The organism is Sinomonas sp. RB5, assembly GCF_054063535.1.
Window position 1 is genome coordinate 166,923 of sequence record NZ_JBSSGJ010000006.1, and the last position, 26,386, is coordinate 193,308.

Consider the following 26,386-nt stretch of genomic DNA (forward strand, 5'->3'; position numbering starts at 1 on the left):
CGCGCCTATGCGAGGCGGTGCCGCCGCCGCGGCGCCGGGCCGGTCGCGATCTGCCCCCTCCACTCGGCGCGCAGCAGGAGCGCCATGCCCACGAGCATGACCGCCGCGTAGTAGGTCAGGAACCAGGAGAAGAACGTCCCCAGCCCCAGGTGGAACGCCATCGCCGCCACGAGCCCGGCGCGCGTCGGCCAGCCGCCGGAGAGGATCAGGATGCCGGTCACGGCCTCGAACGCGATGAGCAGCCCGATCCAGAGCGCGTAGTTCCCGGGCACCACGCCCCGCCAGGCATCGGTCACCCAGGCGAACTTCGCGTCGTCGGCGAAGTCTGCGTAGGTGGCGCCCCCGATCAGGAACGAGGCGTTCACGGCGGCCCCGCCGAGCAGCATGGTCAGCCCCGTCCCCACGCGGCCCACCCACTGCGCCCACGGGAACCAGGCCGCCAGGACGCTGCCGAGGAACGCGGGGACGGCAAAGATGAAGAACACCACCATCTGGACCAGCGGATTCATGGCGATCACTCCCGGACACTGCGCGGAACCTGATCTTCAGGCTAGGCCGGGCGCGGGCCGACGTTCAGAGCCCTTCGCCCCCAGCAGCTTCACGCCGCCGGCCCTAGCCTGAAGAGCATGACGGCGCCAGCCCAGCCCAGTGCCCGCGCCTGGTGGGCCTCCCTCTCCTGGATTCCCCTCTACCGGGTCGCGGGCGTCGCCGCGCTCCTGTTCGTGCTCTTCGACCTGGCCGCGCTGGCCCTCTACGCCGTGGACGCGCCCCCGGTCTCGGGCGGCGAGGCAACGCTGCGCTTCATCGCCGGGCACAAGGCCTCCTACATCGCCCAGCAGCTGCTCTGGCTCGTCCCGTCGCTGTTCGGGCTCGTGGTGTTCGCCGCGCTCCTCGTCGCCCTCCTGCCCACGAACCCCAGCCTCGCGCTGCTGGGCTTCGCGGTGGGCGCGGCGTCGTGGACGGCGCTGCTCGCGGTGCCGACCTCGAGCGTGGGCAGCCTCTCGCTCGTCACCCTCAGCGATGCGTGGTCCGCCGCCGACGACGCCGCGCGGCCGGCCTTCGCTGCGGCCGCGGAGGCGCTCGTGGCCGAGAACAACACGGTCGCCCTCGCCGGGATCCTCACTCCGCTGGGCGTGCTCCTCATCAGCCTGCCGATGGTCCGGGGCCCGCTCCCCGGCTGGATCGGCTGGCTCGGGATCGCGACCGGGGCGCTCGGGCTGGCGAGCGAGGTGCTGCGGTTCGCCGTCACCGCCCTCTACGCGGTCTACGGACCGCTCCTGTGGGTGTGGATCGCCGCCGTCGGCATCGCCCTTCTGGGGCTGACGGGACACAGGGCCGGGAAACCTGTAGAGTGATACAAACGCCAGCTGTCAGAAGAGCGGCTGGTCACCGCCCTCAGGTTGAGGGCCCCTTCAGACTTCTTGCTGCCAGGCCTTCGGCCGCTGGGCCGCGGCCCCGTGTGGCCGCCCGCACCGCGCACAGCGCCTCGCACATCATTCCCCTCACCACCACAGCTGTCCGCGCCGACGTCGTCGGCCCGGCAACCGGCCCCTGCACAGGGGTCACATCCACACAGAAGGAAAGCAACATGGCCACTGGCACCGTGAAATGGTTCAACTCCGAAAAGGGCTTCGGCTTCATCGCGCCTGAAGACGGCACTCCCGACGTCTTCGCCCACTACAGCGCCATCAACTCGTCCGGCTACCGCTCCCTCGAAGAGGGCCAGCGCGTCGAGTTCGATTCCGAGCGCGGCCCCAAGGGCCCCCAGGCTGCGAACATCCGCGCCCTCTGATCTGAACGACGCCGCGGGCGGGCCCCCACCGGCGGCCCGCCCGCAGGCATCGTTTCCACCCCCAGCACCTCCCCCCACCTGAAGGTCTCCTGATAACCACAGTTTCCAGCCCCGCAGTCCCCTCGACTCGTGCGCCCCACGCGGGCACCGAGACCTTCCCGCCGCTGACCAAGGCCTACCTCCAGGTGGCCCAGAAGGTGCGCGAGGACGGACTGCTGCGGCGCACGCCGTGGTTCTATTCGCTCCTCGGTGCGGCACTCCTCACCGTTCTCGGCGGCTTCCTCACCGGCTCCTTCCTCCTCGGCCAGAGCTGGTTCCAGCTCCTCATCGCCGCAGGGCTGGGGATCCTCTTCACCCAGGTCGCCTTCATGGCCCACGAGGCCGCCCACCGGCAGATCCTCTCCACGGGGCCCGCCAACGACAGGCTCGCCCGTGCACTCGCGGCCGTCGTCGGGATGAGCTACTCGTGGTGGGACTCGAAGCACTCCCGGCACCATGCCAACCCGAACCGGGTGGGACGCGACCCGGACATCGAGGTGGACACCATCTCGTTCGTCGAGGAGGACGCGTCCCAGGCCCGCGGCCTGCGCAGACTCATCACGCGGCACCAGGGCTGGCTGTTCTTCCCCCTGCTGACGCTCGAGGGCCTCAACCTCCATTTCCTCAGCTTCCGCCACCTGGTCTCCCGCGGCCCCGTCCGCGGACGGTGGGCTGAGCTCGGCCTCCTGACGCTGCGGTTCGGCATCCTGCTGGTCCCGCTCTTCTGGCTCCTCCCCCTCGGCATGGCCTTCGCGTTCCTCGGCGTCCAGCTCGCCGTCTTCGGCCTCTACATGGGCGCCACCTTCGCCCCCAACCACAAGGGGATGCCGGTGATCGCCCGCGAGGCGAGGCTCGACTTCTTCAGCAAGCAGGTCCGCACCTCCCGCAACATCTCCGGCGGCTGGTGGGCCACGTGGCTCATGGGCGGCCTGAACTACCAGGTCGAGCACCACCTCTTCCCCAGCATGCCCCGGCCCCATCTGGGCCGGGCACGCAGGATCGTCCGCGACCAGTGCCGCACCCTCGCGGTCCCCTACACCGAGACGACCCTGTGGCGCTCCTACGGGATCGTCATCGCCTACCTCAACCGGGTCGGGCTCGCCGCCCGCGATCCGTTCGAGTGCCCCATCACCGCCCAGTACCGGCGCGCGTGATGTCCCACCCTGCAGCGCGCAGACCGCATTCCAGCGCGGTGCCGAATGTGCAGGCTGCGACATTGCCGCCCGGAACCTGGGCAGGCCCTCGGGAGCACTCCGAGCCATGAGAAGCAACTACATCCGCGGGGCCTCCGTCACCTGCTCGGCCTCCCAGGCCGAGATCCAGGCGATGCTCGCCGCCGCCGGGGCCACCGGGATCCGGTTCGCCTCCGAGCGCGGGAAGACCAGGATCACCTTCCGTTCGGGAGGCCGCCACTTCCTCCTGGCCCTCCCGGCCGCGTCCTCTGATCTGCCCCGCGCCCAGGAGTCCGCCCGGCGCGGGTGGCGCCAGCTCTCCGCGCTCATCCGCGCCAAGCTCGACGCGGTCGACGCGGGGATCACCACCTTCGACGAGGAGTTCCTCGCCTCCATGGTCATGCCCGGGGGCACCACCGTCTTCCGGGCGGTCGCCCCCGGGATCGCGGCGGCCTGCGCGGCCACCGGCCCCGTTCCTCCGGCCGCGCCCGGTGCGCTGCCTGCCGCCTCCCCGTAGGCTGGGCGCATGGCCGGCCAGGACGCCCTCGAGGTAGAACGCAAGTACAGCGTCGAGATGGACACCCCTGTCCCCGACCTCGCCGGGCTCCCCGGCGTCGACCGGATCGGCACGCCCCAGACCCGCCAGCTCGATGCCGTGTACTTCGACACCCAGGACTTCGCCCTGGCCCGGCACCGGATCACCCTGCGCCGCCGCACCGGCGGCCCGGACGCCGGCTGGCACCTCAAGCTCCCGGCCGCCTCGGGCGCCCGGCAGGAGATCCACGAGCCCCTGCGCCTGGACACCGCAACCGTCCCGGACCGGCTCAGGAACCTCGTCGCCGCCCACACCCGCGGCGCCGAGCTGGTGCCGATCGCCCGCCTGTCCACCCGCCGCACCGCCACCGAGCTCTTCGACGCCGCCGGCCATGCCCTGGCCGAGTTCAGCGACGACCTCGTCGAGTCCCAGGTCCCGCCGGGCATCGGCCCCGGGCAGCGGTGGCGCGAATGGGAGCTCGAACTCGTCACGGGCTCCGAGGACCTGCTCGAGGCGGCCGACGAGCTGTTCGCCGCCGCCGGCATCCACCCCGCCGCGCTCCCCTCCAAGCTCGTCCGCGCCCTCGGGCCCGCGCTCCAGCACGCCGCCCCACAGCAGGCGACGCCCGAGCGGAAGGGGGAGGCCGGCGTCGTGCTCCTGGCCTACCTCCGCCAGCACGCCGAGGAGCTCCTGGCCCGTGACCCCGGCGTCCGCCTGGACGCCCCCGACGCGGTGCACCAGCTGCGCGTCAGCGCCCGCCGCATGCGCTCGGCCCTCGCCTCGTTCCGGAAGTTCATCGACGCGGACGCCGCGAACCGGCTGCGCGACGAGCTCCAGTGGCTCGCGGGCACGGTCGGAGGGGCCCGGGACGTCGAGGTCATGCGCGCGCGACTGGCCGATCTGGCGGGCTCCCAGCCGGCCGCCCTGCTGCTCGGCCCGGTCCTGGCGCGGATCGAGGAGGAGTCGGACTTCCGCTACCGGCAGGCGCACGACGCCGGCCTGGTCGCCTTGGACAGCGAGCGCTACCTCCGCCTCCTCGACTCGCTCGACGCCTTCCTCGACGCGCCCCCGCTCACCGACCGCGGCCGGAAGACGGCACGGAAGGCGGTGGCCCGCCGGCTCGCGAGGGACGTCCGGCGCCTGCAGGACGCCGTCCGGGTCGCCGAGGACCTCGACGGCGCCGAGGCCTCGGACGTCACCGCGCTCGAGGCGGCCCTCCATGAGGTGCGCAAGAGCGCCAAGCGGCTGCGCTATGCGGGAGAGGCGGCCGAGCCCGTGCTCGGAAAGCGCGCCAGCAGGCTCGCGGCGTCCGCCGAGCGGATCCAGGACACGCTCGGCGAGCTGCAGGACACGGTGGTGAGCCGGGCCCACCTGCTCGAGCTCGCGGCCGCCGCCCAGGCCAGCGGGGAGAGCGCGTTCAGCTTCGGGCGCCTGCACGCACTCGAGGAGCAGCGCGCCGCCGAGGCCCGCGCCCGGTTCCGGCGCGACTGGGCCAAGTTCCTCGACGCCCACGCCTGACCCGGAGCGTGGCCCGGGCGAGGTCCGCGCGGGGGCGGCTACGCGCCGTCGAACGTCACGACCTGGCGGATCACCGAGCCCGAGGCGAGCGCATCCATGCCCTCGTTGATCTCCTCGAGGCCGATCCGGCGCGAGACGAGCCGCTCGAGCGGGAGCCGGCCCTCGCGCCAGAGGCGCTCGAACGCGGGCACGTCCCGCTTCGGCACCGCCGAGCCGAGGTAGCTGCCCACCACCGTCTGGGCCTTGGCGGTGAGCTGCAGGGGCTCGATCTGAGCGGTCGCGCCGGGGGCAGGCAGCCCGACGGTCACGAGCGTGCCGCCGAGGCCGAGGAGCCGGTAGGCGGTCTCGAACGCGCGAGGGTGCCCCACCGCCTCGAGGACCACGTCGGCCTGCACGCCCTGCTCCATCGCCTCGGCCGGCGTGAGCGCCTCCGCCGCGCCCCACTCGCGGGCGGTGGCGAGCTTGGACTCCTGCGCGTCCACCGCCACGACCCGGCACCCCGTTGCGAGCGCCGTGAGCAGCCCCGCCATGCCCACTCCCCCGAGCCCCACCACGGCCACCGTCGTCTCGGGCGTGATCCTGCCCGCGTTCAGCAGCGCGCCGCCCCCGGTGAGCACGGCGCAGCCGAGCAGCGCGGCGACGTGCGGCGGGACGTCGTCGCCGACCGGGACCACCGAGCGCTCGTCGACCACGGCGTGGGTCGCGAAGCCCGAGACCCCCAGATGGTGCTGGACCGTCTCCCCCGTGCGCGTGAGCCGGCGTGCGCCGGTGAGCAGGGTGCCGGCCGCGTTGGCCGCACTGCCCCGCTCACAGGGCAGCCTGCCCTCGGTGGCGCACGCGGCGCATTCGCCGCAGCGCGGCAGGAACGTCATGACCACGCGCTGCCCCGGGCGCACGGACTCGACGCCGTCGCCCACGTCCTCCACGATCCCGGCGGCCTCGTGCCCCAGGAGCATGGGCAGCGGGCGGGGGCGCGAGCCGTTGACCACGGACAGGTCCGAGTGGCACAGCCCGGCCGCCTCGATCCGGACCATGAGCTCCCCGGGGCCGGGGCCCTCCAGCTCGAGCTCGTCCACGGTGATGGGGCGCGAGTCCGCGTAGGGCGGCTCGGCGCCCATGGTGTTGAGGACGGCGCCGCGGATGGGGCGGGTGGCGGGCATGCGGACTCCTTCGGCGGGACGGGTGTGCTGCTGGCAGTCAAGCAGGCCGGGCGCGCCCCGCCAAGCGCCGCGCGGGCGGCGGGGCGCGCCCGGAACCTCAGCCGGCCGTGCCGCGCCCGAGGGCCTCGATGACCTCGCGGGCCACGGACGCGCTCGACTGGGGGTTCTGGCCCGAGATGAGGTTCCCGTCCACGACCACGTGGTCGCTCCAGGCCGGCGCCGTCTCGACCTCGAGGCCCGCGTCCCGCAGCGCGGACTCGACCCACCACGGGGTCTTCTCGCCCGTGCCGCCCGCGCGCTCCTCCTCGTCGGTGAACGCCGTCACCCGCCGCCCGGCGAACACGTTCGTGCCGTCCTCGGCCTTGGCGGCCAGGAGGGCTGCCGGACCGTGGCAGAACGGGGCGACGACCGTGCCGGCCGCGTTCGCCGCGGCGAGCACGCGGCCGGTGTGCGGGTCGAAGGCGAGGTCGGTCATGGGGCCGTGGCCGCCGGGGAGCACCACGGCGTCGAAGTCGGAGACGTCCACCGAGGAGATGGGCACCGCGGCCTCCAGCTCCCCGGAGATCTCGCGGAGGTAGGCTGCGAGGTCGTCGGCCTTCTCCTGGGAGCCGACCTGCTCGGCGTCGAGGCTGACCGCATCGGGGGTGGGGGTCACGCCGTCCGGCGTCGCGATCACGACGGAGTGGCCGGCCCGGGTCAGTTCGCGGTGGGCGGTGGCGAGTTCCTCGGCCCAGAAGCCGGTGGGGTGCGAGGTGCCGTCGGCGAGGCGGAGCTCTGTGGCGCCGGTGACGATCATCAAGATCCTGCTCATTCTTCCTCCACGTGTCGGTTGCTGGGATGCCGGTGGGTATTACCCAGACGGCGGCCGAGTGACCCACCGGCTCCGCCGCCCCACCGATCCGAGAGGGACGCTGCCATGGCCCACCACCCGACCAGCGCCTTCGGGCGTCTGTTCGCCGCCGGCTTCGGCGCCGTGAAGGCCCTCCGGCCGGACCGCCCCATCCACCCGCAGGGCGCCCTGATGAACGGGACGCTCGAGATCACCGGGGGCGCCTCGGGCATCCCCTTCCTCGACACGCCCTCCTCGAGGACGGTGGCGGCGCGCCTGTCCCGCTCGCTCGGCCTGCCGGTGCGCTGGCCGGACATCTTCGGGCTCGCGATGCGCTTCCCCACGGACGACGGCGCCGCCGACCTCCTGCTCGCCTCGACGGGCTGGCGGGTGCCCGGCCGCTTCTGCCTGACGGCGCACCGCACGGTGGGCGCCGCCGCCCTGACCTCGCTCATGCCGTACCGAGGTCCGCACGGCCCCGTCCTCATCGGGGCGCGGACGCTCGGCCCCGACCCGGGGGCGCCCGGCCGGGTCAAGGACACGGCGACGTGGAACCTCGCGCTCTCCTGGGCCACCCCGCTGGGCCGCTGGCACCGCTTCGGCGCGCTGCACCTGGCGCCCGCCCTCGGCCCCGACGGTGCGGTCGTGGACACCGAGCTGCGCTTCGACCCCCTGCTCAGCCCGCTGCCCACGGCCGGCACGTACGGATGGACGCGCCGCCTGCGCGAGCACTCCTACCGCAGGGCGCGGTCCTGAGCCCGGGCCGCCCCCGGGCGTCCGGGGGCGCCTACTGCCGGAACGCCTCGACGACGGAGGCCATGTCCTCGCCTCCGTGGCCTGCGGCGATGCCCGCCTCGAAGCGGCCGCGCAGCGCGTCCATCAGCTCGGGGCTCACCCCGGCGGCGCGCAGGGCGTCGGCGATGAGCCCGGCGTCCTTCGCGGCGCCGTCGAGCGGGAACGCGGGCGGGAACTCGCCGGCGATCATGGCCTTGCCCTTGAGCTGGGCGTAGGGGCTGTCCGTCCCGCCGCCCGCGATCGAGTCGAGGAAGAGCTGCGGGTCGATCCCCAGCCCGCGGGCCAGGCTGATCGCCTGGGCCGTGCCGCCCACGATCGTGAGCACCCAGGAGTTCATGACGAGCTTGAGCCCCTGCCCGTCGCCGGGCTGGTCGCCGACCCACACCGTCTTCGCCCCGACCGCGTCGAAGACGGGGCTGACGGCCTCGCGCAGTTCCGACGGGCAGCCGGCCACGACCACGAGCTTCCCCTCCTCGGCGGGCTGTCGCGTGCCGACGACCGGGGCGTCCACGAAGTCGACCCCGGCGGCGCGGGCCTGCTCGGCGAGCCGCTGCACCCCGTCGACGCCCACGGTGGCGCTCTGTACCCACACCGCGCCGTCCTTCATGGCGGGCAGCGCCTCGCCCATGACCTGGGCGACCGCGTCCTCGTTGAAGAGCATCGTCACCACGATGTCGGCCCCGGAGACCGCGTCTGCGGGGCTCTCGGCGACGCGCGAGACGCTGTCCGCGAGCGCCGCGGCCTTGTCGTGGCTGCGGTTCCAGACGACGACGTCGAAGCCGTCCTTCGCCAGGTTCTTCGCCATCCCCGCGCCCATGATGCCGGTCCCGAGCACTGCTGCCGTGGTTGCCATGTAGTCCTCCTGTGTCGCCTCGTCCAAACGCTGGTTCTCGTACCCGGGAACCGCCGCGGTCACCCATTGTCCGCGGCCGCGCCCGCTGCGACCATGGGCGCGTGGTGTACTGCAACGAGCTGGCGGACCGCATCCGTGCTGTCCTGGCCGGGATCGACGGCGCCCGCGGCGCCACGGAGCAGCAGATGTTCGGCGGCCTCGCCTTCCTCGTCGGCGGGAACATGGCCGTGAGCGCGGCGGCGCGGGGCGGCCTGCTCCTGCGCGCCGACCCGGCGGCGAGCGATGCGCTGTGCGCCCATCCGGGAGTGGAGCGCGCGGTGATGCGCGGCAGGCCCATGGACGGCTGGCTGCGCGTGGACGATGCCGCGGTCGCCGCGGACGAGGACCTCGCCCGCTGGGTGAGGATCGGGGTCGACTACGCGGCGTCGCTGCCGCCGAAGCAGGGGCCCCCGAAGTAGCGGGCCGCGAGCCGGCGGACGCGGAACCTTCAGCCCGCGAGCATGAGGAGGGCGGCGCCGTCGTCCGCCCGCTCTAGGGTGACGGCCGTCAGGTCCGGAACCCAGTAGGTCGGCGCGTAGGACGCGGCGCGCCCGCCGACGCCGAGCACCCTCGCCCCTGCGGCGAGCCCGGCCATGATCCCGGCCTCCGAGTCCTCGAGGACGAGGCACTCGGCCGCCAGCGCGCCCAGCTTCGAGGCGGCGAGGAGGAAGCCCTCGGGGTCGGGCTTGCTCGCGGCGACCATCTCGGCGGTCACGGCCAGCTCCGGGAAGGGCAGCCCCGCGGCCGCCATGCGGCGGCGCGCGAGGTCGTCGTCGGCGGAGGTGACGAGGGCGTGCGGGATGCCCGCGAGCGCGGCGAGGAGCTCCGCGGCGCCCGGCACCGGCACCACGCCGGCGGTGTCCTCGCGGGAGGCGTCGAGCATGCGCGCCTCGTCGGCGAGATTCGCGGCGTGCGCCCGCTCCGGCAGCAGCAGGGACATGGTCAGCCATCCCTGCCGGCCGTGGATGAGCGGCTCCACGGTGTCCCAGGCGAGGCCCTGCTCGGCGGCCCACTCGGCCCAGAGCCGCTCGACCACGGCGTCGGAGTTCACGAGCGTGCCGTCCATGTCGAGCAGGACGGCGCGGGCGGAAACGGTCTCAAAGGTCATGGATCCTCCTCCTGTGTCACCACGGTACATGGCATAATCCCCCTAGTGGTCCTATCTGGATCGAACCACGAGTAGCGAACCACGAGCGAGGAGGCCCCGGTGCCAGCGACTGAGTCTGACGTGCGGGCCGCGGGCGGCGCCATCAACAACTCGAGCGTGCCCAAGCACGAGCAGCTGCGCTCGATCATCCTCAGGCTCGCCAAGGAGGAGCTGGCCCCGGGCGACCGGCTGCCCAGCGAACGGGCGCTCATGGACGCCTACGGGGTCTCGCGCATCACCGTGCGCGCCGCGATCGGCCGGCTCGTCACGGAGGGGCACCTGGTGCGCGCCCCGGGCAAGGGCACCTTCGTGGCGGACTCCGCCATCCAGTCCACCCTCCACCTGGCCTCCTTCACCCAGGAGATGGAGGGCCGCGGGCTCACCGCCAGCACCGTGGTGCTCACTGCCGAACAGTCGGCCGCGCCCGAGGACACCGCCGAGGCGCTCGGCCTCGCCCCGGGCACCGACGCGATCCATCTGCGGCGCCTGCGGCTGGCCGACGGCCGCCCGGTGAGCGTCGACGACGCCTGGTACCACCCGGTGCACGCGGCGGGCCTCCTGGGCATCGACCTGACCGGCTCGGTGTACAAGGCGCTCGCCACCGAGTTCGGCCACCAGATCGACCGCGCCCGCCAGACCGTCCGCGCCGAGGGGGCGCCCTCGGACATCGGCGTGCTCCTGGGCACCGGGACCGGCGCCCCGATCCTGTTCTTCAACCGCGTCTCCTACTCGGGCGAGCTGCCGATCGAGCACGCCCGCTCGTGGTACCGCTCGGACCGGTACGCGCTCAGCATGGAGGTGCGGCTGTAGGCTCGCCGGTGCTCCGGCCGCGCCCAGCTGCCGGGCTGCCTCAGCCGGCGCCGTTGACCGAGAACAGCTCGGCCCCGGCGTCCACGTGGCCGGAGGCCAGCACGGTCGCCGTGTCCGGCTTCGTGTCGAGCACGACGACGGGGCTCACCATCGAGTAGCCGGCGGCCACCGCGGCGGCCGGGTCGACCCGCATGACGGGCGCGCCGGCGTCGACCGTGTCCCCCTTGGCGGCGAGCAGCTCGAAGCCCTCGCCCTTGAGCTTCACGGTGTCGATCCCCACGTGGGTGAGGACGCCGCGGCCCGAGCCGTCGACCACCACGAAGGCGTGCGGCAGGAGCTTGACGATCGTTCCCGCCACCGGGGAGACGACCTCGAACCGCTCGCCCGCGGGCGGCTCGACGGCCGCGCCCGAGCCGACCATCTGGGCCGCGAACACGGGGTCCGGCACCTCGGCGAGCGGCAGGGAGCGGCCCGCGAGCGGGGCCAGGACCACGAGCGCCTGGGCCATCAGAGGAGGTCCTCGATGTCCTCGGCGAGGGTGTCCGCCTCGGGCCCCACGATGACCTGGACCGCGCGGCCCGCCGCGAGCACGCCGTGCGCCCCGGCCGCCTTGAGCGCGGACTCGTCCACGAGCGAGGCGTCCTTCACCTCGGTCCGCAGGCGCGTGATGCACGCCTCCACCTCGACGATGTTGGCGGCGCCGCCCAGGCCCGCGACGATCTTCTCTGCCTTCGACATGGCATGTCCTCTCTGACTGTGCTGCTGGTCTGACGGTGATGCCGGGACCAGCCGGTTCCCGTCTGTGACCAGTGTGGGCGGTACTGCCGGCGGGGTCACCCCCTTGACACCCCCCGGTGGCCCGTCTCACACTGAACTGGTCATAACCAGACAGTACCGGCAGAGACCGGTTGGCCACAAGACCCCCAGACCCGAACCCGCAAAGGTGCATCCCATGTCGACTGACACCTCGGCCCAGGCGCCGGAAAAGAAGCCCAACGTGGTCTTCGCGACCCTGCAGCGGCTCGGCCGCACGCTCATGCTGCCCATCGCGGTCCTGCCCGCCGCGGGCATCCTCCTGCGCCTCGGACAGGCCGACCTCCTCGGCGCGATCCCCGGCTTCGGCCAGGGCGCGGCGGTCATCTCGGCCGCCGGCAACGCCGTGTTCCAGTGGCTCCCGCTCATCTTCGCCGTCGGCATCGCGATCGGCTGGGCGAAGAAGGCCGACGGCTCCACGGCGCTCGCCGCGGTGGTGGGCTACATGGTGATCGACGGCGTGTTCAAGGCCATGTCCCCGATCGTCCTCGCCGGGCAGGTGGACCCGACGGGCAAGCCGGCGGTCATCAACTACGGCGTCCTCGCCGGCATCATCGTCGGCCTCTTCTCCGCGAGCCTCTGGCAGAGGTTCTACCGGACCAAGCTGCCCGACTTCCTCGGCTTCTTCTCCGGACGCCGGCTCGTGCCGATCCTGACCTCCGTGACCAGCCTCGTGACCGGCGTCGTGCTCTCCCTGCTCTACCCGCTCTTCAACTCGGCCCTCTCGTGGGTGGGCCAGGCCGTGGCCTCGAACTCCGTGGTGGGCGGCGGCGTGTACGGGTTCGCCAACCGCATGCTCATCCCCGCCGGCCTGCACCACATCCTCAACTCCGTGGTCTGGTTCCTCATCGGCGACTACACGGATGCCTCCGGCCACCTCGTCCGCGGCGACCTCAACCGCTTCTTCGCCGGCGACCCCTCCGCGGGCGTGTTCATGACGGGCTTCTTCCCGATCATGATGTTCGGCCTGCCGGCCGCCGCGCTGGCCATCTGGCGGCACGCGAAGCCGTCGCAGAAGAAGATCGTGGGCGGCATCATGCTCTCGACTGCACTCACCGCGTTCCTCACGGGCATCACCGAGCCGCTCGAGTACTCGTTCATGTTCGTCGCGTTCCCGCTGTACATCGTCCACGCGTTCCTCACCGGGACCTCGCTGGCTCTCGTCAACGCCCTCGGCATCCACGACGGCTTCACGTTCTCGGCCGGCCTGATCGACTACATCCTCAACTTCGGCAAGGCCCAGAACGCGTGGCTGCTCATCCCGATCGGCATCGGCTACGGGCTCGTGTACTACTTCCTCTTCTCGTTCGTGATCAAGCGCTGGAACCTCCGCACGCCCGGGCGCGAGGACGACGAGGTCACGGTCGACACCGAGGCGGCCAAGTAGGCATGGAAATCATCGTCCTTCCCGACCCCGACGCCGTGGCGAGCACGGCCGCGGACATCATCGAGGAGCGGGTGCGCCGCGGCCCGTCGGTCCTGGGCCTCGCGACCGGGTCCACCCCACTGGGCACGTACCGCGAGCTCATCGAACGGCACCGGCACGGCCTCAGCTTCGCCGAGGCCCAGGCGTTCCTGCTCGACGAGTACGTGGGCCTGCCCGCTGCGCACCCCGAGTCGTACCGCTCGGTGATCCAGCGCGAGTTCGCCGGGCACGTGGACTTCGCGGCGGACGCCGTGCACGGGCTCGACGGCGAGGCCTCCGACCCGGCCGCCGAGGCCGCCCGCTACGAGGCCTCGATCACCGCCGCCGGCGGGGTGGACGTCCAGCTGCTCGGCATCGGCACCGACGGGCACGTCGGGTTCAACGAGCCCATGAGCTCGCTCGCCTCGCGCACCCGGATCAAGACCCTCACCGAGCAGACGCGGCGGGACAACGCGCGCTTCTTCGCCAGCCCGGACGAGGTCCCCGAGCACGTCCTGACCCAGGGGCTCGGCACCATCCTCGAGGCGCGCCACCTCCTGCTCCTCGGGCTCGGGGAGGCGAAGGCCGCTGCGGTCGCGGCCGCCGTCGAGGGCCCCGTCGCCGCGATCTGCCCCGCCTCGGCCCTCCAGCTGCACCCGCACGTGACGGTGCTCGTCGACGCCGCCGCGGCCTCGGAGCTCGCGCATACGGAGTACTACCAGTACACCTACGGCCGGAAGCCGGCGTGGCAGGGCTTCTGACCTCGCCGGCCCTCGAGTTCGCCGTGGAGTCCGCCGCCGGGGTGCGGATCGCGGCCGCCGCGGGCGCCGCGCGCGTGGAACTGTGCGCGGCGCTGGCCGCGACCGGCGGCATCACGCCGAGCCAGGCCACGATCGAGGCGGCCTGCGCGGTGGGGCTCCCCGTGCACGTGCTCGTCCGCCCGCGGCCCGGCGGCTTCGCCTACTCGCCCGAGGAGGCGCGCGCCATCGAGCGCGACTGCGTCCTCGCCCTCCGGGCCGGCGCGGCAGGGGTGGTCGTGGGGATGCTGGCGCCCGACGGCGGCCCCGACGCCGACGCGCTCCGGCGGGCGGCCGGCGTCGTGCGCGGACAGGAGCCCAGCGCGGAGGTGACGTTCCACCGCGCGTTCGACGCCGCGCTGGCCGCGGGCGCGGACCCCGCCGGGGCCCTCGCCCGGCTCGCGGCGGCCGGGGCGGACCGGGTGCTGACCAGCGCCGGCGCCCCGGACTGCGGCCAAGGGCTCCGCGGCCTGCGCGACCTCGTCGTACTGGCCCAGGAGCACGCTCCGGGCCTGCAGATCATGGCCGGCGGCGGGGTGACCGCCGCCCTCGTGCCCGCGCTGGTCGACGCCGGCGTGCACGCGGTGCACGCCTCGGCGCGCGGGGCGCACGGGGCGATCGACCCGGCGGCTGCGGCGGCCATCGCCCGGGCGGTGGCTAGCGGGCCGAGGCCTCCCACGCGTCGACCTGGGCCAGGAGCTCGCGCCGCCGGGCCACGGGAGCGAAGCTGCCGGTGACCGAGTTGCGGGCCAGCAGGGCCAGCTCCGCGCGGCCCAGGCCGAACTGCTCGGCCACGGCGGCGAGGTTCTCCCCCGCGTAGCCGCCGAAGTACGCCGGGTCGTCCGAGTTGACGGTCACATGCAGGCCCGCGGCGAGCATGGCCGGCAGGGGATGGTCGGCGAGCGTGTCCACGGCCCGCAGGCGCACGTTGGAGAAGGGGCACACGGTCAGCGGCACGTGCTCCTCGGCGAGGTGGCGGACCAGCTCGTGGTCCTCGAGGGACCGGATGCCGTGGTCAATCCGCTCCGCGCCGAGCTCCCGCAGCGCCTCCCAGACGTAGTCCGCGCCGCCCTCCTCCCCCGCGTGCGCCACGGCGTGCAGGCCGAGCTCTCGGGCCTCGCCGAAGATGTGCGCGAACGGCCCGACCCGGTGGCCCACCTCGGCCGAGTCCAGGCCCACGCCGAGCAACTCCCCCGGGCGCCGCTTCGCCTCGGCCCACACGGCCTCGGCCTCCTCCACCGGGGCGTCGCGGAGGAAGCACAGGATGAGGCCGCCGGTGACGCCCTGGCGCGCGGCGTCGTCGAGCGCCTCGCGCAGCCCGGCCACGATCTCCGCGTACGGGACGCCACGGGCGGTATGGGCCTGGGCGTCGAAGAACAGCTCGGCGTGCCGCACGCCCTCGGCCGCGGCCCGGCGCAGGTAGGCTGCGGCGAGGTCGCGGAAGTCCTCCCGCGTGCGCAGCACGTCCATGCACGCGTAGTACAGGTCGAGGAAGGACTGCAGGTCCGTGAACCGGTACGCGGCCCGCAGCTCCTCGACCGAGCCGAACGGGAGCCGCACCCCGTTGCGGGCGGCCAGCTCGAAGGCGAGTTCGGGCTCGAGCGTGCCCTCGATGTGCAGGTGGAGCTCGGCCTTGGGGAGGGTCAGGGCGGGGGACGTCATGCGCTCTACCTTCGCACACGCGAGGGGGACGGACCCTTGCGGAATCTTTGCGCTTCTGAAGATTCACAATTCCGTGAAGCCGGCGCACACTGCGGGCATGGACACCGTCATCTCCACCGCCGAGCTCCACAAGCACTTCGGCCGCGTGCATGCCCTCGACGGCCTCACCCTCCAGGTGGCCCGGGGAGAGATCCACGGCTTCCTCGGGCCCAACGGCGCCGGGAAGTCGACCACGCTGCGCATCCTCCTCGGGCTCGCGCGGGCCACCTCGGGCACGGCCACGGTGCTCGGCGGGGACCCGTGGACGGACGCCGTCGAGCTGCACCGCCGCATCGCGAGCATCCCGGGAGACGTGAGCATCTGGCCCAACCTCTCCGGCGGCGAGGCGATCGACCTCATCTCCCGGCTGCGCGGCGGCACCGCGGATCCTGCGCGGTACCGGGCGCGCAAGAAGGAGCTGTGCGAGACCTTCGACTTCGACCCCACCAAGAAGGGCCGAGCCTACTCGAAGGGGAACCGCCAGAAGGTGGCCCTCATCGCGGCGCTCGCGACCGACGCGGAGCTGTACCTCTTCGACGAGCCCACGAGCGGCCTCGACCCCCTCATGGAGGCGGTGTTCACCCGCGAGGTCCGCGTGCTCGCCCAGAGCGGGGCCACGGTGCTCCTCTCGAGCCACATCCTCTCGGAGGTCGAGCGGCTCGCCGACCGGGTGAGCATCATCCGCGCCGGGAGGATCGTCGACGGCGGCACCCTCGACTCGCTCCGGCACCTCACCCGCACCGAGATCTCGTTCTCCGCCGGATCCCCGGGCACAGCCAGCCACATCGACACCGCGGCGCTCGGGCTGCGTCCCGAGGTCCACGACCTCACGGTGGCGGACGGCCGGGTCAAGTTCGGCGCCGACTCCGACCAGGTCGCCGGGGTCCTGCCCCTGCTGGGCAGCCTGGGCGTCCAGGGCCTCCTCATCGCGCCGGCCTCGCTCGAGGAGCTCTTCCTGCGGCACTACGGCGACACGGCCGCCCGGCAGGAGAACGGGGAGCACGACGCCGGCCGGCCGCCGCGGCGCCACCGCTCGGCCACGGGCGCGGGAGCCTGAGATGGGCACCTTCCTCACGCTCTACCGGCAGCGGCTCCGCCGGGACCGCTGGCAGCTGGCGGGCTGGGTCATCGGGACGGGCGCGATGGCGGCGTTCGCGGCGGCCGCCGTCGCCAAGACGTACGGCGACGTCGCCGAGCAGTCCAGCATCCTCAAGGTCGCGCTCGCCACGCCCGAGATCCTCATCTTCCGCGGCCTGGCCCGCGGGCCCGGGCTCGGCGCGTTCACCTTCTTCGAGATCTACACCTTCCTCGCGATGCTCACCGGGTGGATGAGCACGTTCATGGCCGTCCGGCACTCCCGGGCCGAGGAGGAGGCCGGGCGCTCCGAGCTGGTCTCCGCGACCCCGGCCGGGCGCATGCTCCCGCTCGCCGCGACCCTCCTGCACGGCGTGGTCGCGAACGTCCTCGCCGGGGCCCTCATCGCCCTGGCGTTCATCGCCGGGAATCTCGACCCCGCCGGATCGGTCCTCACCGGCGCCGCCGCCGGCGCCGCGGGCGTCGCCTTCCTCGGCATCGGGCTGCTCGCGGGCGAGTTCATGAGCACCTCCCGCGGCGCGAACGCGGTCTCGGCCTCGCTCGTGCTCGTGGCCTACCTGCTGCGCGGCTTCGGCGACGCCGCCGGCACCCCGGGTGCGGACGGCATGTCGATGACAGCGGGGTGGCCGAGCTGGATCTCGCCGATCGGCTGGGGCCAGCAGACCTTCGCCTTCACCGGCGACCGCTGGTGGCCGCTCGTGCTGCCGCTCGCCCTCGGGGCCATGTGCACCGTGGCCACCGCGCTGGTCATGGACCGCCGCGACGTCGGCGCCTCGCTCCTCGCCGGGCGCAGCGGCCGCGCCGACGCGCGCGGCGCCCTGCGCGGCTCGTTCGCCCTCGCCGCGCGGCTCCAGATGGGGTCCATCATCGGCTGGTGCACCGGCGGGCTCGTGACCGGGCTGCTCACCGGCGGCCTCGGATCGGCGGTCGCCTCGATCACGAGCGCGAACGCCGACACCACCGCGGCGCTGCGGAAGATGCTCGCGGCCGAGGGCGCCTCGACCTCCCAGCTCCTCGTCTCGGTCTTCTTCCTCCTCGCCGGGGTCCTCGCCGCGGCGTGCGCCCTCCAGGCCGTGGTCCGGGCCCGCCAGGAGGAGGCCTCGGGCACGGGGGGCTGGCTCGTGTCGCAGCCGCTCGGCCGCGTCCGGTGGTTCACCGACTACCTCGCCCTCGGCGCGTTCACCCTCGTCGCCGTGCTGCTCCTGACGGCCCTCGGCGCGTGGGCCTCCCTCGTCGCCTCGGGGGACACCTCCTCGACGGTGGGCGAGGTGTGGATGACCGCCATCGACCAGATCCCCGCCGCGCTGATCTTCCTCTCCGTGCCGGCCCTCGTGTTCGTGCTGTGGCCGCCGGCGACCATCCCGGCCGGGTGGACCCTCCTGGGGGCGGCCGTGATGCTGGGCGTGTTCGGCGGCCTCATCGGGGTCGACAGGTCCCTCCAGGACCTCTCGCCGTTCTCGCACACTCCGGTCCCGGGCCCGGGAGGGACCGACTGGACCGGCGGGTTCTGGATGCTCGGCATCGCGGTGGCCGCCGCAGCCGCGGCGCTCGCCCTCATGCGGCGGCGCGAGGTCGGCTCGGCATGAGCGCGGATCCGGAGCAGCCCCGCCTCCCCGACGCGGCCGAGGCCTCCGCGGCGGTCATGGCCGCCGCCGGCTTCCCCAAGATGCCCGCGCGGGCCCTCCTGGCCCTCGTGGCCTCGGACGAGGGCGCGCTGACCGCCGCCGAACTCGCCCACGCACTCGGGGTGAGCGCGGCCGCGGTCTCCGGCGCCGTCCGCTACCTGCAGACGGTCGGGTTCGTCCACCGGGTCTCGCAGCCGGGCAGCCGCCGCGACCGCTACGCCCTCCCCGAGGACCCGTGGTACGTGGCCACGCTGCGGCAGAACCCCGTGTACGAGCGGCTCGCGGGGCTCTCGGCCGCCCTCGCGGACGAGCTCCCCGACGGCCCGGCACGGGCCCGGGCCCAGGAGACGGCGGACTTCTACCGCTTCCTGACACGCCGGATCCCGGGGCTCCTCGACGAGTGGGAGGCCGAACGGCGGGGGTAGGACCGCGGCGCGGCTCCGGACACGGAAGTGGGCGGAAGGCCCCCGCCGTGGCAAGGTGGGACGTGGTCTTGAGCCCACCGGCAAGAAGGAGCAGCCCATGTCACGCATCGCCATCATCGGAGGCCACGGCAAGGTGGCCCTCCTCCTCGCACCCCTGCTCGTCCAGCGGGGAGACGAGGTCACCTCGATCGTCCGCAACCCCGAGCACGTGGCCGAGGTCGAGGCGACGGGAGCCAGGGCCGTCGTCGCGGACGTCGAGTCGCTCGATGAGAAGGGCCTGGCCGAGATCCTCGGCGGGCACAACGCGGTCGTGTGGTCCGCCGGCGCCGGCGGGGGCAGCCCCGAGCGCACCCGCGCCGTGGACCGCGACGCCGCGATCCGCTCCATGCGCGCCGCCTCGACCGCGGACGTGCCGCGCTACATCATGGTCTCCTACCTCGGCGCCCGTCCCGACCACGGCGTCCCCGAGTCGAACCCGTTCTTCCACTACGCCGAGGCCAAGGCCGCGGCGGACGAGCACCTCCGCGGGACGTCGCTGGACTGGACGATCCTCGGCCCCTCGACGCTCACGTCCGACCCCGGCACCGGCAGGATCGAGCTCGCCGACCCCTCCGACTCGCGCAGCGTGAGCCGGGAAGACGTCGCCGCGGTCGCGGCAGCCGTGCTGCACGAGCCGCGCACGGTGCGCCAGTTCGTCGGGTTCAACCAGGGCGAGACCCCGATCGCGGACGCCCTCGCCTCGCTCTGACCTGCCGGACGGGCCGCTTCGCGCAGCCCCGCCCCGGCGCCGGGTACGGTGGCCACATCAGGTCATCCTTGAGGAGGGGCACATCATGACTGGACCCATCGTGGTCGGCGTCGACGGAAGCGAGACCGCCGAGCGCGCGGCCGCCCGGGCCAAGCAGATCGCCGTGGCACTGGGGGCGCGCCTGCACATCGTCTCCGCGTTCGACACCGACCGCACCGAGGTCCTCGGCAGCGGCAGCGACACGTGGATCGTCTCGGACGCCGACACGACCGTCGCGATCGCGAAGCAGACGGCCAGTGCGCTCGAGGCACCGGGCCTGACGGTGACCTACTCCGCCGCCCGCGGCAAGCCGGCCGAGGCGATCGTCGCCGAGGCGGAGCGGCTCGATGCGCAGATGATCGTGGTCGGCAACCGGGGGATGCAGGGCCTCGGGAGGCTGCTGGGCAGCGTCGCGAACAAGGTGGCGCACTCAGCCCCGTGCGACGTCTACATCGTCAAGACGGTGGGCTCCCAGCCCTGACGCGCACGACGGCGGGCGGCCGGCCTCCGCGGCCAGCCGCCCGCCGCCCGTGAACCGTCTGTGATAGTCGTTGAGGCATGCAGACGTGGGAGAACGACTATGAGCGCGTGGTGGCCTCGCAGCCCGTCACCGAATCCGACCGCACCTCGGAGGTCCTGAGGATTCCGGGCAGCGCACTCACGGCGTTCCCCACCGCCCCCGCGGTGGTCACGGTCTCCGTCCACGGCGTGGAGCGCTCCGTCCTGTGGAGCCCGCGCAGCGACGAACGGCGCTCCGGGACGCTCGCGGTGGGGCTCGACGTCATGAGCACGCTGCCCGTCCGCGAAGCGGTGCGGATCGGCGTCCGCGGGGACGTGTTCGTCCTCTGCCCCGAGCCGGCGGCCGCCTGAGCCATAAAGATCCCGTAAAACTCCGGGTCTGGCGAGCCCGGGACGGGGTACGTTTTCGGCTGTCGCACCAGCGGCGCGAGCAGGAAGGTACCCCCGGTGACCACGTTGAGCCGCCCACCCGCCGAACCCCGATTCGGGCGGGAGACCAGGGCACACTCGTTCCGGGCCTGGCTGCTGCACGATCTGCAGCAGCCCCAGGCCGTCCACCAAGGACCCCACGCCATACCGCAGGGCCATGAGAAGAAGCACCGGTGGTGGCAGGTCATGTGCCTCACCGGCGTGGACTACTTCTCGTCCCTCGGCTACGCACCGGCCATCGCCGTGGTCGCGGCAGGGGTGCTGTCCCCGCTGGCCACGGTGGTGCTCGTGATCGTCACCCTCTTCGGCGCGCTCCCCGTCTACCGCAGGGTCTCGGTCGAGAGCCACAGCGGCTCCGGATCCATCGCGATGCTCGAACGCCTCCTCCCCCGCTGGGGCGGGAAGTTCTTCGTGCTCGCGCTGCTGGGGTTCGCGGCGACGGACTTCATGATCACCATGACGCTCTCCGCCGCGGACGCCGCCGCCCACCTGATCGCGAACCCGCTCGTGCCCGGATGGCTGCAGGACCAGAACCTCGTGGTCACCCTCGTGCTCCTCGCGCTGCTCGCGGCCGTGTTCCTGCGCGGGTTCAAGGAGGCGATCGGCGTCGCCGTCGTCCTCGTCGGCGCCTACCTCATCCTCAACGCCGTCCTCGTGGTCGTCACCTTCGGCCAGGCCGTCGCCCACCCGGTCCTGGTGGGCAACTGGTGGCAGGCGCTCACCACCTCGCACGGCAGCCCCATCCTCATGGTCGCCGTGGCGCTCCTGGTCTTCCCCAAGCTGGCCCTCGGCATGTCCGGCTTCGAGACCGGCGTGGCCGTCATGCCCCAGATCCGCGGCGACGCGAGCGACACCGAGGAGAACCCGGCCGGCCGCATCCGCGGCACGAAGCGGCTGCTCACCACCGCGGCGATCATCATGAGCACGTTCCTCATCACGAGCAGCTTCACGAGCGTGGTCCTCATCCCGCAGAAGGAGTTCGAGCCGGGCGGCGCGGCGGACGGGCGCGCCCTGGCGCTCCTGGCCCACGAGTACATGGGTGTGGGCTTCGGCAGCGTCTACGACATCAGCACGATCGCGATCCTCTGGTTCGCCGGCGCCTCCGCCATGGCGGGCCTGCTGAACCTCGTGCCCCGCTACCTCCCCCGCTACGGCATGGCGCCCCAGTGGACGCGCGCCACGCGGCCGCTCGTGCTGGTGTTCACGTTCGTCGCATTCATGGTCACCCTCATCTTCCGGGCCAGCGTCGAGGCCCAGGGCGGCGCCTACGCCACGGGGGTCCTCGTCCTGATGACCTCCGCCGCCATCGCGGTGACGCTCTCCGCGCGGCACCGCGGGCAACGCAAGCTCACGATCGGGTTCGGGACCATCGCCGCCGTGTTCGTCTACACCACCGCAGCGAACATGATCGAGCGTCCCGAGGGCATCCAGATCGCCGCGATCTTCATCGCCGCCATCATCGTCATCTCCTTCATCTCGCGGGCCCGGCGCTCCTTCGAACTGCACGCCACGCGCATACACTTCGACGAGAAGGCCATCGAGTTCATCGCCTCGGCGGAATCCGGGCCGATCCAGATCATCGCCCACGAGCCGCTCAGGCTCACGAGCCAGGCGTACCGGGACAAGCTCGCGTCCGCGAGCGAGGTCAGCCACCTGCCCCTCGACGAGAACGTCATCTTCCTCGAGGTCACGGTGGACGACTCCTCGGACTTCGAGACCGAGCTCGACGTCCACGGGGTGATGCGCCACGGCTACCGGGTCCTGGAGGTCCACGGGCCCGTGGTCCCCAACACCATCGCCTCGGTGCTGCTGCACATCCGCGACGTCACGGGCCTCATGCCGCACATCTACTTCCGCTGGACCGAGGGCAACCCGGTGCGCAACCTGCTGCGCTTCATGTTCTTCGGCGAGGGCGAGATCGCCCCGGTGACCCGGGAGGTCCTCCGCCAGGCCGTCCCGGACGTCACGCAGCGGCCCTGGGTCCACGTGGGCTGAGCGCGGGCCCTTGCCGGGGCGCGCCCCGGAGCCGACAGTGGAGCCATGGGCCGGCTCCTCTACATGAACCTCGCGTCCCTCGACGGCTACATCGCCGACCGCAACGGCACCTTCGACTGGGCGGAGCCGGACGAGGACGTCCACGCGGCAGTGAATGACATCCTCCGGCCCGTCGGCACGTACCTGTACGGCCGGCGGGTCTACGAGGTGATGCGCGCCTGGGCGGACCCGGTCATCGATGCCGGCCCCGCCGGCGTCGTCCGCGACTTCGCGCAGATCTGGCGCGCAGCGCAGAAGATCGTCTACTCGCGCACGCTGCCGGAGGTCACGACGGCGCGCACCCGCCTCGAGCGCAGCTTCGACCCGGCCGCGGTCCGGGCGCTGAAGGAGCATACGGACCTCGAGGTCGGCGGCGCGGGGCTGGCCGCGGAGGCGTTCGGGGCGCGGCTCGTGGACGACGTCCGCCTGTTCATCGCCCCCGTCGCGGTGGGCGGCGGGACCCCCGCGCTGCCCGAGGCGAGGCTGGACCTGGACCTCGTCGACGAGCGCCGGATCGGCCGCTTCGTGTACGTGCACTACACCGTCCGCACCTAGCTCCGCCCGGCTCTCCGGGGCCCCCGCGCGCCCCCGAATCCCGGGCGCGTCGTCCAGCAGAACATGATCTAATGCTCTGGGTGCCGTGGACGCGGCATGGATTCGAAGGCAGGGCAGTCAATGGTGGAAGCGGGCGTTCCCGAGGGTCAGTACTGGTTCGTCGGGTCCTCCGGCACCGGCCGGGAGTCCCAGGACCAGGCCGAGCGGTTCATCTCCCAGGGCATCTGGGAGAACGGCTTCGAGGACCGCTACCTGGACACGGTGAAGTCGATGAAGGTCGGCGACAGGATCGCCCTCAAGTCCACCTACGTCCGCCGCACGGGCCTGCCCTTCGAGGCCCACGGACACGCCGTCCCCGTCCTGGCCATCCGGGCCGTGGGCGTCATCACCGCCAACCCGGGCGACGGCCGCAAGATCGGCGTCGACTGGACCCCCGCCGAGCGCCCGCGCGAGTGGTACCTCTACACCGGCCGGCACACCATCTGGAAGGTCACGCCCGGACACTGGATGCGCGAGGCCCTCCTGCGCTTCACCTTCCTCGGCGAGCCCCAGGACACCGACCGCTTCCGCAACGACCCCGCGTGGGCGAAGCGGTTCGGCGACGTCGACCCCACGCCCGAGCAGCGCTTCGAGTGGACCGCCTTCTACGAGGCGATGGCGACGGCGCTGCTCGGCTTCCGCCGCCGCCGCGGCGAGCTGCTGGCGCACCTGCGCGAGATGCAGGAGCGGCACGAGGAGCTGGGCTTCCTCATGGACCGCGACTGGCGGGACAACCCCGTGCCGCTGAAGGACATCTGCCCCTTCACCGTCATGGGCACGTTCAACCGCGGCGCGAGCCCGGCCAAGCGCACCGAGATCGCCGCGGACTGGGCCGCGTTCCTCGGGGTCAGCGCCCCTGCGCCGACGGGCTTCGACGGCATCCCGCTGCTGAACAACCAGAACTCGTGGTTCTTCCCGCCCGCGGGCACCCGCCAGAAGGACGACATCGACAGCCTCTGGGACGTCTTCGAGGCCGCCCTCGCCGCCGCCGACTCGAGCGAGGACCACGAGCGCTTCCGCCTCGCCGCGGCCTACGACAGGGCCCGGGACATCTACCGCGTGGGCACCAAGCTCACCATGGGCCTGTTCTGGGTGCGCCCCTGGAACTACCTCCCGCTCGACGGCCGCTCGCGCCAGTACCTCAAGACCGAGCTCATGCTCGACCAGGACTTCTTCACGGCCGACGGCGCCGCGTACGTGACCCTGCTGGACACCCTCGCCTCCAAGTTCGAGGACCCGCAGTTCGCGGTCCACTCCTTCCCCGAGCTGTCCTGGACCGCGTACCTCGAGCGCTACGGGCACGGCGCCCACGCAGACTCGGGAAGCGCCGGGGAGGCGCCGGAGCCCGAGGACGACCCCACGCCCATGTCCCCGCAGGCCAGCTACACGGTGCGCGACATTGTGGCGGACGGCTGCTTCATCGACGAGTCCGACCTCAACGGGTACCTCGCCCGGTGGCGGTCCAAGAAGAACCTCATCCTGCAGGGCCCTCCCGGCACCGGCAAGACGTGGCTCGCCCGCCGCCTCGCCTACGCGCTCATCGGCACCCGGGACAACAAGTCCGCCCTGCGCGCCACCCAGTTCCACCCCAACTCGAGCTACGAGGACTTCGTGCGCGGGTGGCGCCCGGGCTCGGACGGGAAGCTGACCCTCGTGGACGGCCCGTTCCTCGAGATGGTCGAGCGGGCCAACGCCAACCCGGACGTGCCGCACGTGATGCTCATCGAGGAGATCAACCGCGGCAACCCCGTCCAGGTCTTCGGCGAGCTCCTGACCCTGATCGAGGCCGGCAAGCGCTCCCCGCGCGAGTCCCTCCAGCTCGCCTACCCCCGCTCGGGCACCGAGAGCGTGCACGTGCCGAGCAACCTGTACATCATCGGCACGATGAACCTCGCGGACCGGTCGCTGGCCATCATGGACCTCGCGTTCCGCCGCCGCTTCGCGTTCGTCTCGCTCGAGCCGAGCGTGAATGACGCGTGGCAGGCGTGGATGTCCGCCCGGCACGGCGTGGACCCCCAGGAACTCGAGCTCGTGCGCTTCCGCTTCGAGGCGCTCAACGACCGCATCGCCGACGACCCGGCGCTCGGCTCCGAGTTCCGCCTCGGGCACTCGTTCGTCACTCCCCCGGCGGAGGAGCGCGTGGCTTCCTTCGCGGACTGGTTCCGCGGCGTGGTCGACACCGAGATCGTGCCCACCCTCGAGGAGTACTGGTTCGACGACGCGGCCAAGGCCGAGTCGGCGTCGGCCGCCCTCCTCGAGGGCCTCACGTGAGCCCTGCGGGCCCCTCCGGTCCGGAGCGCACGACGGCGGCTGCCGACGGTTCCGTCGTCGTCGCCGGCGGGGTGCGCATCCCCGTCCGCAACGTCTGGCTCCTGCTGCTGTACGCCTCGGAGTTCTACGAGTCCGGGCCCGAGGCGTTCGACGGGATCGAGGAGTACCCCGAGAAGCTTCCCGAGCTGCTCGCCGAGCTGCTCGCCGCGAGCGCCGAGGACCGGCTGCGGAGGCCGCTCACGCCGTCGTTCGCCAAGACCTCGCGCGACCTCGCCCGGGTGCGCGGCGGGATCGACACCCTCCGCACCGAGTCCCACCAGCTGCTCTCGCGCGGGCTCGTGGCCTGCCGGTTCGAGGAGCTCACCGTGGACACCCCCCGCAACCGGCTCATCCGCACGGCGCTGGCCTCGATCGCGCGCCTGTGCGGCGACGAGGAGCTCGTGCGCCGGTGCCAGGCCCAGTCGCAGCGCCTCGCCCAGCTCGGGGTCGGCGTCGTCGACCCCCGATCGGGCCAGCGCGACCAGTCCGCGTCGGTGGCGGCGCGGCTCACCCGCAACGACCAGCAGGACCGCTCGGTCCTGCTCGCGGCCCGGCTGGCCCTCCAGCTCTCGCTGCCGTTCGGGCGCACCAACCCCGGCCACGGCCGCGGCACCCTCGACGAGCGGCAGTTCCGCCACCTGTTCGAGCGCGCCGTGGGCGGCTTCTACGCCGTGCACGGGCGCTCCCGCGGATGGTCCGTCCAGCGCGGGCGCAAGGTCGGATGGAAGGCCAGCGGGGCGACCCTGGGCATGGCCGCCGTCCTGCCGCACATGGTCACCGACGTGTGGATCGACGCACCCGCGTCGGGGCGCCGCCTCATCGTCGACACGCGGTTCGCCGCCGCGATCCGGCCCGGGCGCTTCGCCCGCGAGACCCTCGATTCGGGGCACCTCTACCAGCTCTACACCTCTGTGCGGGAGCAGGAGTCCTCCGCCGACCCGGCGTCCCTGGCCGCCGGGGGCCTGCTCCTGTACCCCTCCGCCGGCAGCCCGCTCGCGGAATCCTTCGTCTCCTCGGGGCACCGTCTCGGCGCGGCCACTGTGGATCTCTCCGTCGCCTCCGTGTGCGTGCGGGAGCAGCTCATCGCGGCCGTGGCGCCCTACCTCTCGGCGACGCCAGAGGCTTGAGCCGCTGGCCCGGCCGTCCCGCTCCGGTGCACGATG

29 protein-coding genes are annotated in these 26,386 nt (G+C 73.0%); 21 read left to right on the top strand and 8 right to left on the bottom strand.

What is annotated here, in order from left to right:
- Positions 1-5: 5 nt before the first annotated feature.
- A complete protein-coding gene (locus tag ACVWWH_RS09350; RefSeq protein ID WP_457316393.1) occupies positions 6-518 on the bottom strand; it encodes a hypothetical protein in 513 nt (170 codons plus the stop codon).
- 108 nt (positions 519-626) lie between these two features.
- Here ACVWWH_RS09350 and ACVWWH_RS09355 point away from each other — a divergent pair, with 108 nt between their 5' ends.
- From ACVWWH_RS09355 to ACVWWH_RS09375, 5 genes are all read left to right on the top strand, one after another.
- Positions 627-1,355 carry a DUF4386 family protein gene (locus ACVWWH_RS09355; RefSeq protein WP_457316394.1) on the top strand — a complete coding sequence of 243 codons (729 nt, stop codon included), beginning with the start codon at positions 627-629 and terminating at the stop codon, positions 1,353-1,355.
- Positions 1,356-1,588: 233 nt separating this feature from the next.
- A complete protein-coding gene (locus ACVWWH_RS09360; protein WP_066496547.1) occupies positions 1,589-1,792 on the top strand; it encodes a cold-shock protein in 204 nt (67 codons plus the stop codon).
- An 89-nt stretch (positions 1,793-1,881) separates the two neighbouring features.
- Positions 1,882-2,985, top strand: coding sequence for a fatty acid desaturase family protein (locus ACVWWH_RS09365; protein ID WP_457316432.1), 1,104 nt, complete (start codon positions 1,882-1,884; stop codon positions 2,983-2,985).
- 106 nt (positions 2,986-3,091) lie between these two features.
- A complete protein-coding gene (locus tag ACVWWH_RS09370; RefSeq protein WP_066496543.1) occupies positions 3,092-3,520 on the top strand; it encodes a hypothetical protein in 429 nt (142 codons plus the stop codon).
- Positions 3,521-3,529: 9 nt separating this feature from the next.
- On the top strand, positions 3,530-5,056 hold the full coding sequence (locus tag ACVWWH_RS09375; protein WP_457316395.1) for a CYTH and CHAD domain-containing protein: 1,527 nt from the start codon (positions 3,530-3,532) through the stop codon (positions 5,054-5,056).
- Positions 5,057-5,094: 38 nt separating this feature from the next.
- Here ACVWWH_RS09375 and ACVWWH_RS09380 read toward each other — a convergent pair whose 3' ends face one another.
- Positions 5,095-6,216, bottom strand: a complete 1,122-nt coding sequence (locus ACVWWH_RS09380; RefSeq protein WP_457316396.1) for an alcohol dehydrogenase catalytic domain-containing protein — start codon at positions 6,214-6,216, stop codon at positions 5,095-5,097.
- A 97-nt stretch (positions 6,217-6,313) separates the two neighbouring features.
- Positions 6,314-7,027 carry a type 1 glutamine amidotransferase domain-containing protein gene (locus tag ACVWWH_RS09385; RefSeq protein WP_457316397.1) on the bottom strand — a complete coding sequence of 238 codons (714 nt, stop codon included), beginning with the start codon at positions 7,025-7,027 and terminating at the stop codon, positions 6,314-6,316.
- A 105-nt stretch (positions 7,028-7,132) separates the two neighbouring features.
- On the opposite strand from ACVWWH_RS09385, the gene ACVWWH_RS09390 reads away from it, so the two are divergent.
- Positions 7,133-7,801 carry a hypothetical protein gene (locus tag ACVWWH_RS09390; RefSeq protein WP_457316398.1) on the top strand — a complete coding sequence of 223 codons (669 nt, stop codon included), beginning with the start codon at positions 7,133-7,135 and terminating at the stop codon, positions 7,799-7,801.
- 31 nt (positions 7,802-7,832) lie between these two features.
- Here ACVWWH_RS09390 and ACVWWH_RS09395 read toward each other — a convergent pair whose 3' ends face one another.
- On the bottom strand, positions 7,833-8,756 hold the full coding sequence (locus ACVWWH_RS09395) for an NAD(P)-dependent oxidoreductase (RefSeq protein WP_457316399.1): 924 nt from the start codon (positions 8,754-8,756) through the stop codon (positions 7,833-7,835).
- Positions 8,757-8,794: 38 nt separating this feature from the next.
- Here ACVWWH_RS09395 and ACVWWH_RS09400 point away from each other — a divergent pair, with 38 nt between their 5' ends.
- Positions 8,795-9,151, top strand: a complete 357-nt coding sequence (locus ACVWWH_RS09400; protein WP_066496531.1) for a TfoX/Sxy family protein — start codon at positions 8,795-8,797, stop codon at positions 9,149-9,151.
- A gap of 29 nt (positions 9,152-9,180) precedes the next feature.
- On the opposite strand, the gene ACVWWH_RS09405 is transcribed toward ACVWWH_RS09400, so the two are convergent.
- Positions 9,181-9,840, bottom strand: a complete 660-nt coding sequence (locus tag ACVWWH_RS09405; RefSeq protein WP_457316400.1) for an HAD-IA family hydrolase — start codon at positions 9,838-9,840, stop codon at positions 9,181-9,183.
- Between the two features lie 99 nt (positions 9,841-9,939).
- Between ACVWWH_RS09405 and ACVWWH_RS09410 the strand changes: the two genes are divergently transcribed.
- Positions 9,940-10,689: a GntR family transcriptional regulator gene (locus tag ACVWWH_RS09410; protein WP_066496527.1), complete on the top strand. Its 750-nt coding sequence runs from the start codon at positions 9,940-9,942 to the stop codon at positions 10,687-10,689.
- Positions 10,690-10,729: 40 nt separating this feature from the next.
- On the opposite strand, the gene ACVWWH_RS09415 is transcribed toward ACVWWH_RS09410, so the two are convergent.
- Positions 10,730-11,197, bottom strand: coding sequence for a PTS sugar transporter subunit IIA (locus ACVWWH_RS09415; RefSeq protein ID WP_066496524.1), 468 nt, complete (start codon positions 11,195-11,197; stop codon positions 10,730-10,732).
- Positions 11,197-11,526, bottom strand: a complete 330-nt coding sequence (locus ACVWWH_RS09420; RefSeq protein WP_257125852.1) for a PTS glucose/sucrose transporter subunit IIB — start codon at positions 11,524-11,526, stop codon at positions 11,197-11,199. Before ACVWWH_RS09420 ends, ACVWWH_RS09415 begins: the two co-directional genes overlap by 1 nt.
- A 115-nt stretch (positions 11,527-11,641) precedes the next feature.
- On the opposite strand from ACVWWH_RS09420, the gene ACVWWH_RS09425 reads away from it, so the two are divergent.
- Genes ACVWWH_RS09425 through ACVWWH_RS09435 form a run of 3 tightly spaced genes read left to right on the top strand, consistent with a single transcriptional unit; the run spans position 11,642 to position 14,441 of the window.
- Positions 11,642-12,889 carry a PTS transporter subunit EIIC gene (locus ACVWWH_RS09425; RefSeq protein WP_457316401.1) on the top strand — a complete coding sequence of 416 codons (1,248 nt, stop codon included), beginning with the start codon at positions 11,642-11,644 and terminating at the stop codon, positions 12,887-12,889.
- A 2-nt stretch (positions 12,890-12,891) separates the two neighbouring features.
- Positions 12,892-13,668, top strand: a complete 777-nt coding sequence (gene nagB, locus ACVWWH_RS09430; RefSeq protein ID WP_457316402.1) for a glucosamine-6-phosphate deaminase — start codon at positions 12,892-12,894, stop codon at positions 13,666-13,668.
- On the top strand, positions 13,653-14,441 hold the full coding sequence (locus tag ACVWWH_RS09435) for a copper homeostasis protein CutC (RefSeq protein ID WP_457316403.1): 789 nt from the start codon (positions 13,653-13,655) through the stop codon (positions 14,439-14,441). Before nagB ends, ACVWWH_RS09435 begins: the two co-directional genes overlap by 16 nt.
- On the opposite strand, the gene ACVWWH_RS09440 is transcribed toward ACVWWH_RS09435, so the two are convergent.
- Positions 14,362-15,366, bottom strand: coding sequence for an adenosine deaminase (locus ACVWWH_RS09440; RefSeq protein ID WP_457316404.1), 1,005 nt, complete (start codon positions 15,364-15,366; stop codon positions 14,362-14,364). The two genes, ACVWWH_RS09435 and ACVWWH_RS09440, sit on opposite strands and share 80 nt — an antisense overlap.
- 97 nt (positions 15,367-15,463) lie before the next feature.
- Here ACVWWH_RS09440 and ACVWWH_RS09445 point away from each other — a divergent pair, with 97 nt between their 5' ends.
- From ACVWWH_RS09445 to ACVWWH_RS09490, 10 genes are all read left to right on the top strand, one after another.
- A complete protein-coding gene (locus tag ACVWWH_RS09445) occupies positions 15,464-16,462 on the top strand; it encodes an ABC transporter ATP-binding protein (RefSeq protein WP_457316405.1) in 999 nt (332 codons plus the stop codon).
- Between the two features lies 1 nt (position 16,463).
- Positions 16,464-18,086: an ABC transporter permease gene (locus tag ACVWWH_RS09450; protein WP_457316406.1), complete on the top strand. Its 1,623-nt coding sequence runs from the start codon at positions 16,464-16,466 to the stop codon at positions 18,084-18,086.
- Positions 18,083-18,550, top strand: a complete 468-nt coding sequence (locus tag ACVWWH_RS09455; RefSeq protein ID WP_457316407.1) for a GbsR/MarR family transcriptional regulator — start codon at positions 18,083-18,085, stop codon at positions 18,548-18,550. The genes ACVWWH_RS09450 and ACVWWH_RS09455 overlap by 4 nt, the downstream gene beginning before the upstream one ends.
- Positions 18,551-18,647: 97 nt before the next feature.
- On the top strand, positions 18,648-19,298 hold the full coding sequence (locus tag ACVWWH_RS09460) for an SDR family oxidoreductase (protein ID WP_457316408.1): 651 nt from the start codon (positions 18,648-18,650) through the stop codon (positions 19,296-19,298).
- An 85-nt stretch (positions 19,299-19,383) separates the two neighbouring features.
- On the top strand, positions 19,384-19,818 hold the full coding sequence (locus ACVWWH_RS09465; RefSeq protein WP_457316409.1) for a universal stress protein: 435 nt from the start codon (positions 19,384-19,386) through the stop codon (positions 19,816-19,818).
- Positions 19,819-19,895: 77 nt separating this feature from the next.
- Positions 19,896-20,207 (top strand): hypothetical protein, encoded by a 312-nt coding sequence (locus tag ACVWWH_RS09470; protein WP_066496498.1) that lies wholly within the window; start codon positions 19,896-19,898, stop codon positions 20,205-20,207.
- Between the two features lie 96 nt (positions 20,208-20,303).
- On the top strand, positions 20,304-22,280 hold the full coding sequence (locus ACVWWH_RS09475; protein WP_457316410.1) for an amino acid transporter: 1,977 nt from the start codon (positions 20,304-20,306) through the stop codon (positions 22,278-22,280).
- 45 nt (positions 22,281-22,325) lie between these two features.
- On the top strand, positions 22,326-22,874 hold the full coding sequence (locus ACVWWH_RS09480; RefSeq protein ID WP_066496493.1) for a dihydrofolate reductase family protein: 549 nt from the start codon (positions 22,326-22,328) through the stop codon (positions 22,872-22,874).
- A 96-nt stretch (positions 22,875-22,970) separates the two neighbouring features.
- Complete coding sequence (locus ACVWWH_RS09485; RefSeq protein ID WP_457316411.1) at positions 22,971-25,184, top strand: McrB family protein; 2,214 nt, start codon at positions 22,971-22,973, stop codon at positions 25,182-25,184.
- Positions 25,181-26,350 carry a 5-methylcytosine restriction system specificity protein McrC gene (locus ACVWWH_RS09490; protein WP_457316412.1) on the top strand — a complete coding sequence of 390 codons (1,170 nt, stop codon included), beginning with the start codon at positions 25,181-25,183 and terminating at the stop codon, positions 26,348-26,350. Before ACVWWH_RS09485 ends, ACVWWH_RS09490 begins: the two co-directional genes overlap by 4 nt.
- Positions 26,351-26,386: the final 36 nt, after the last annotated feature.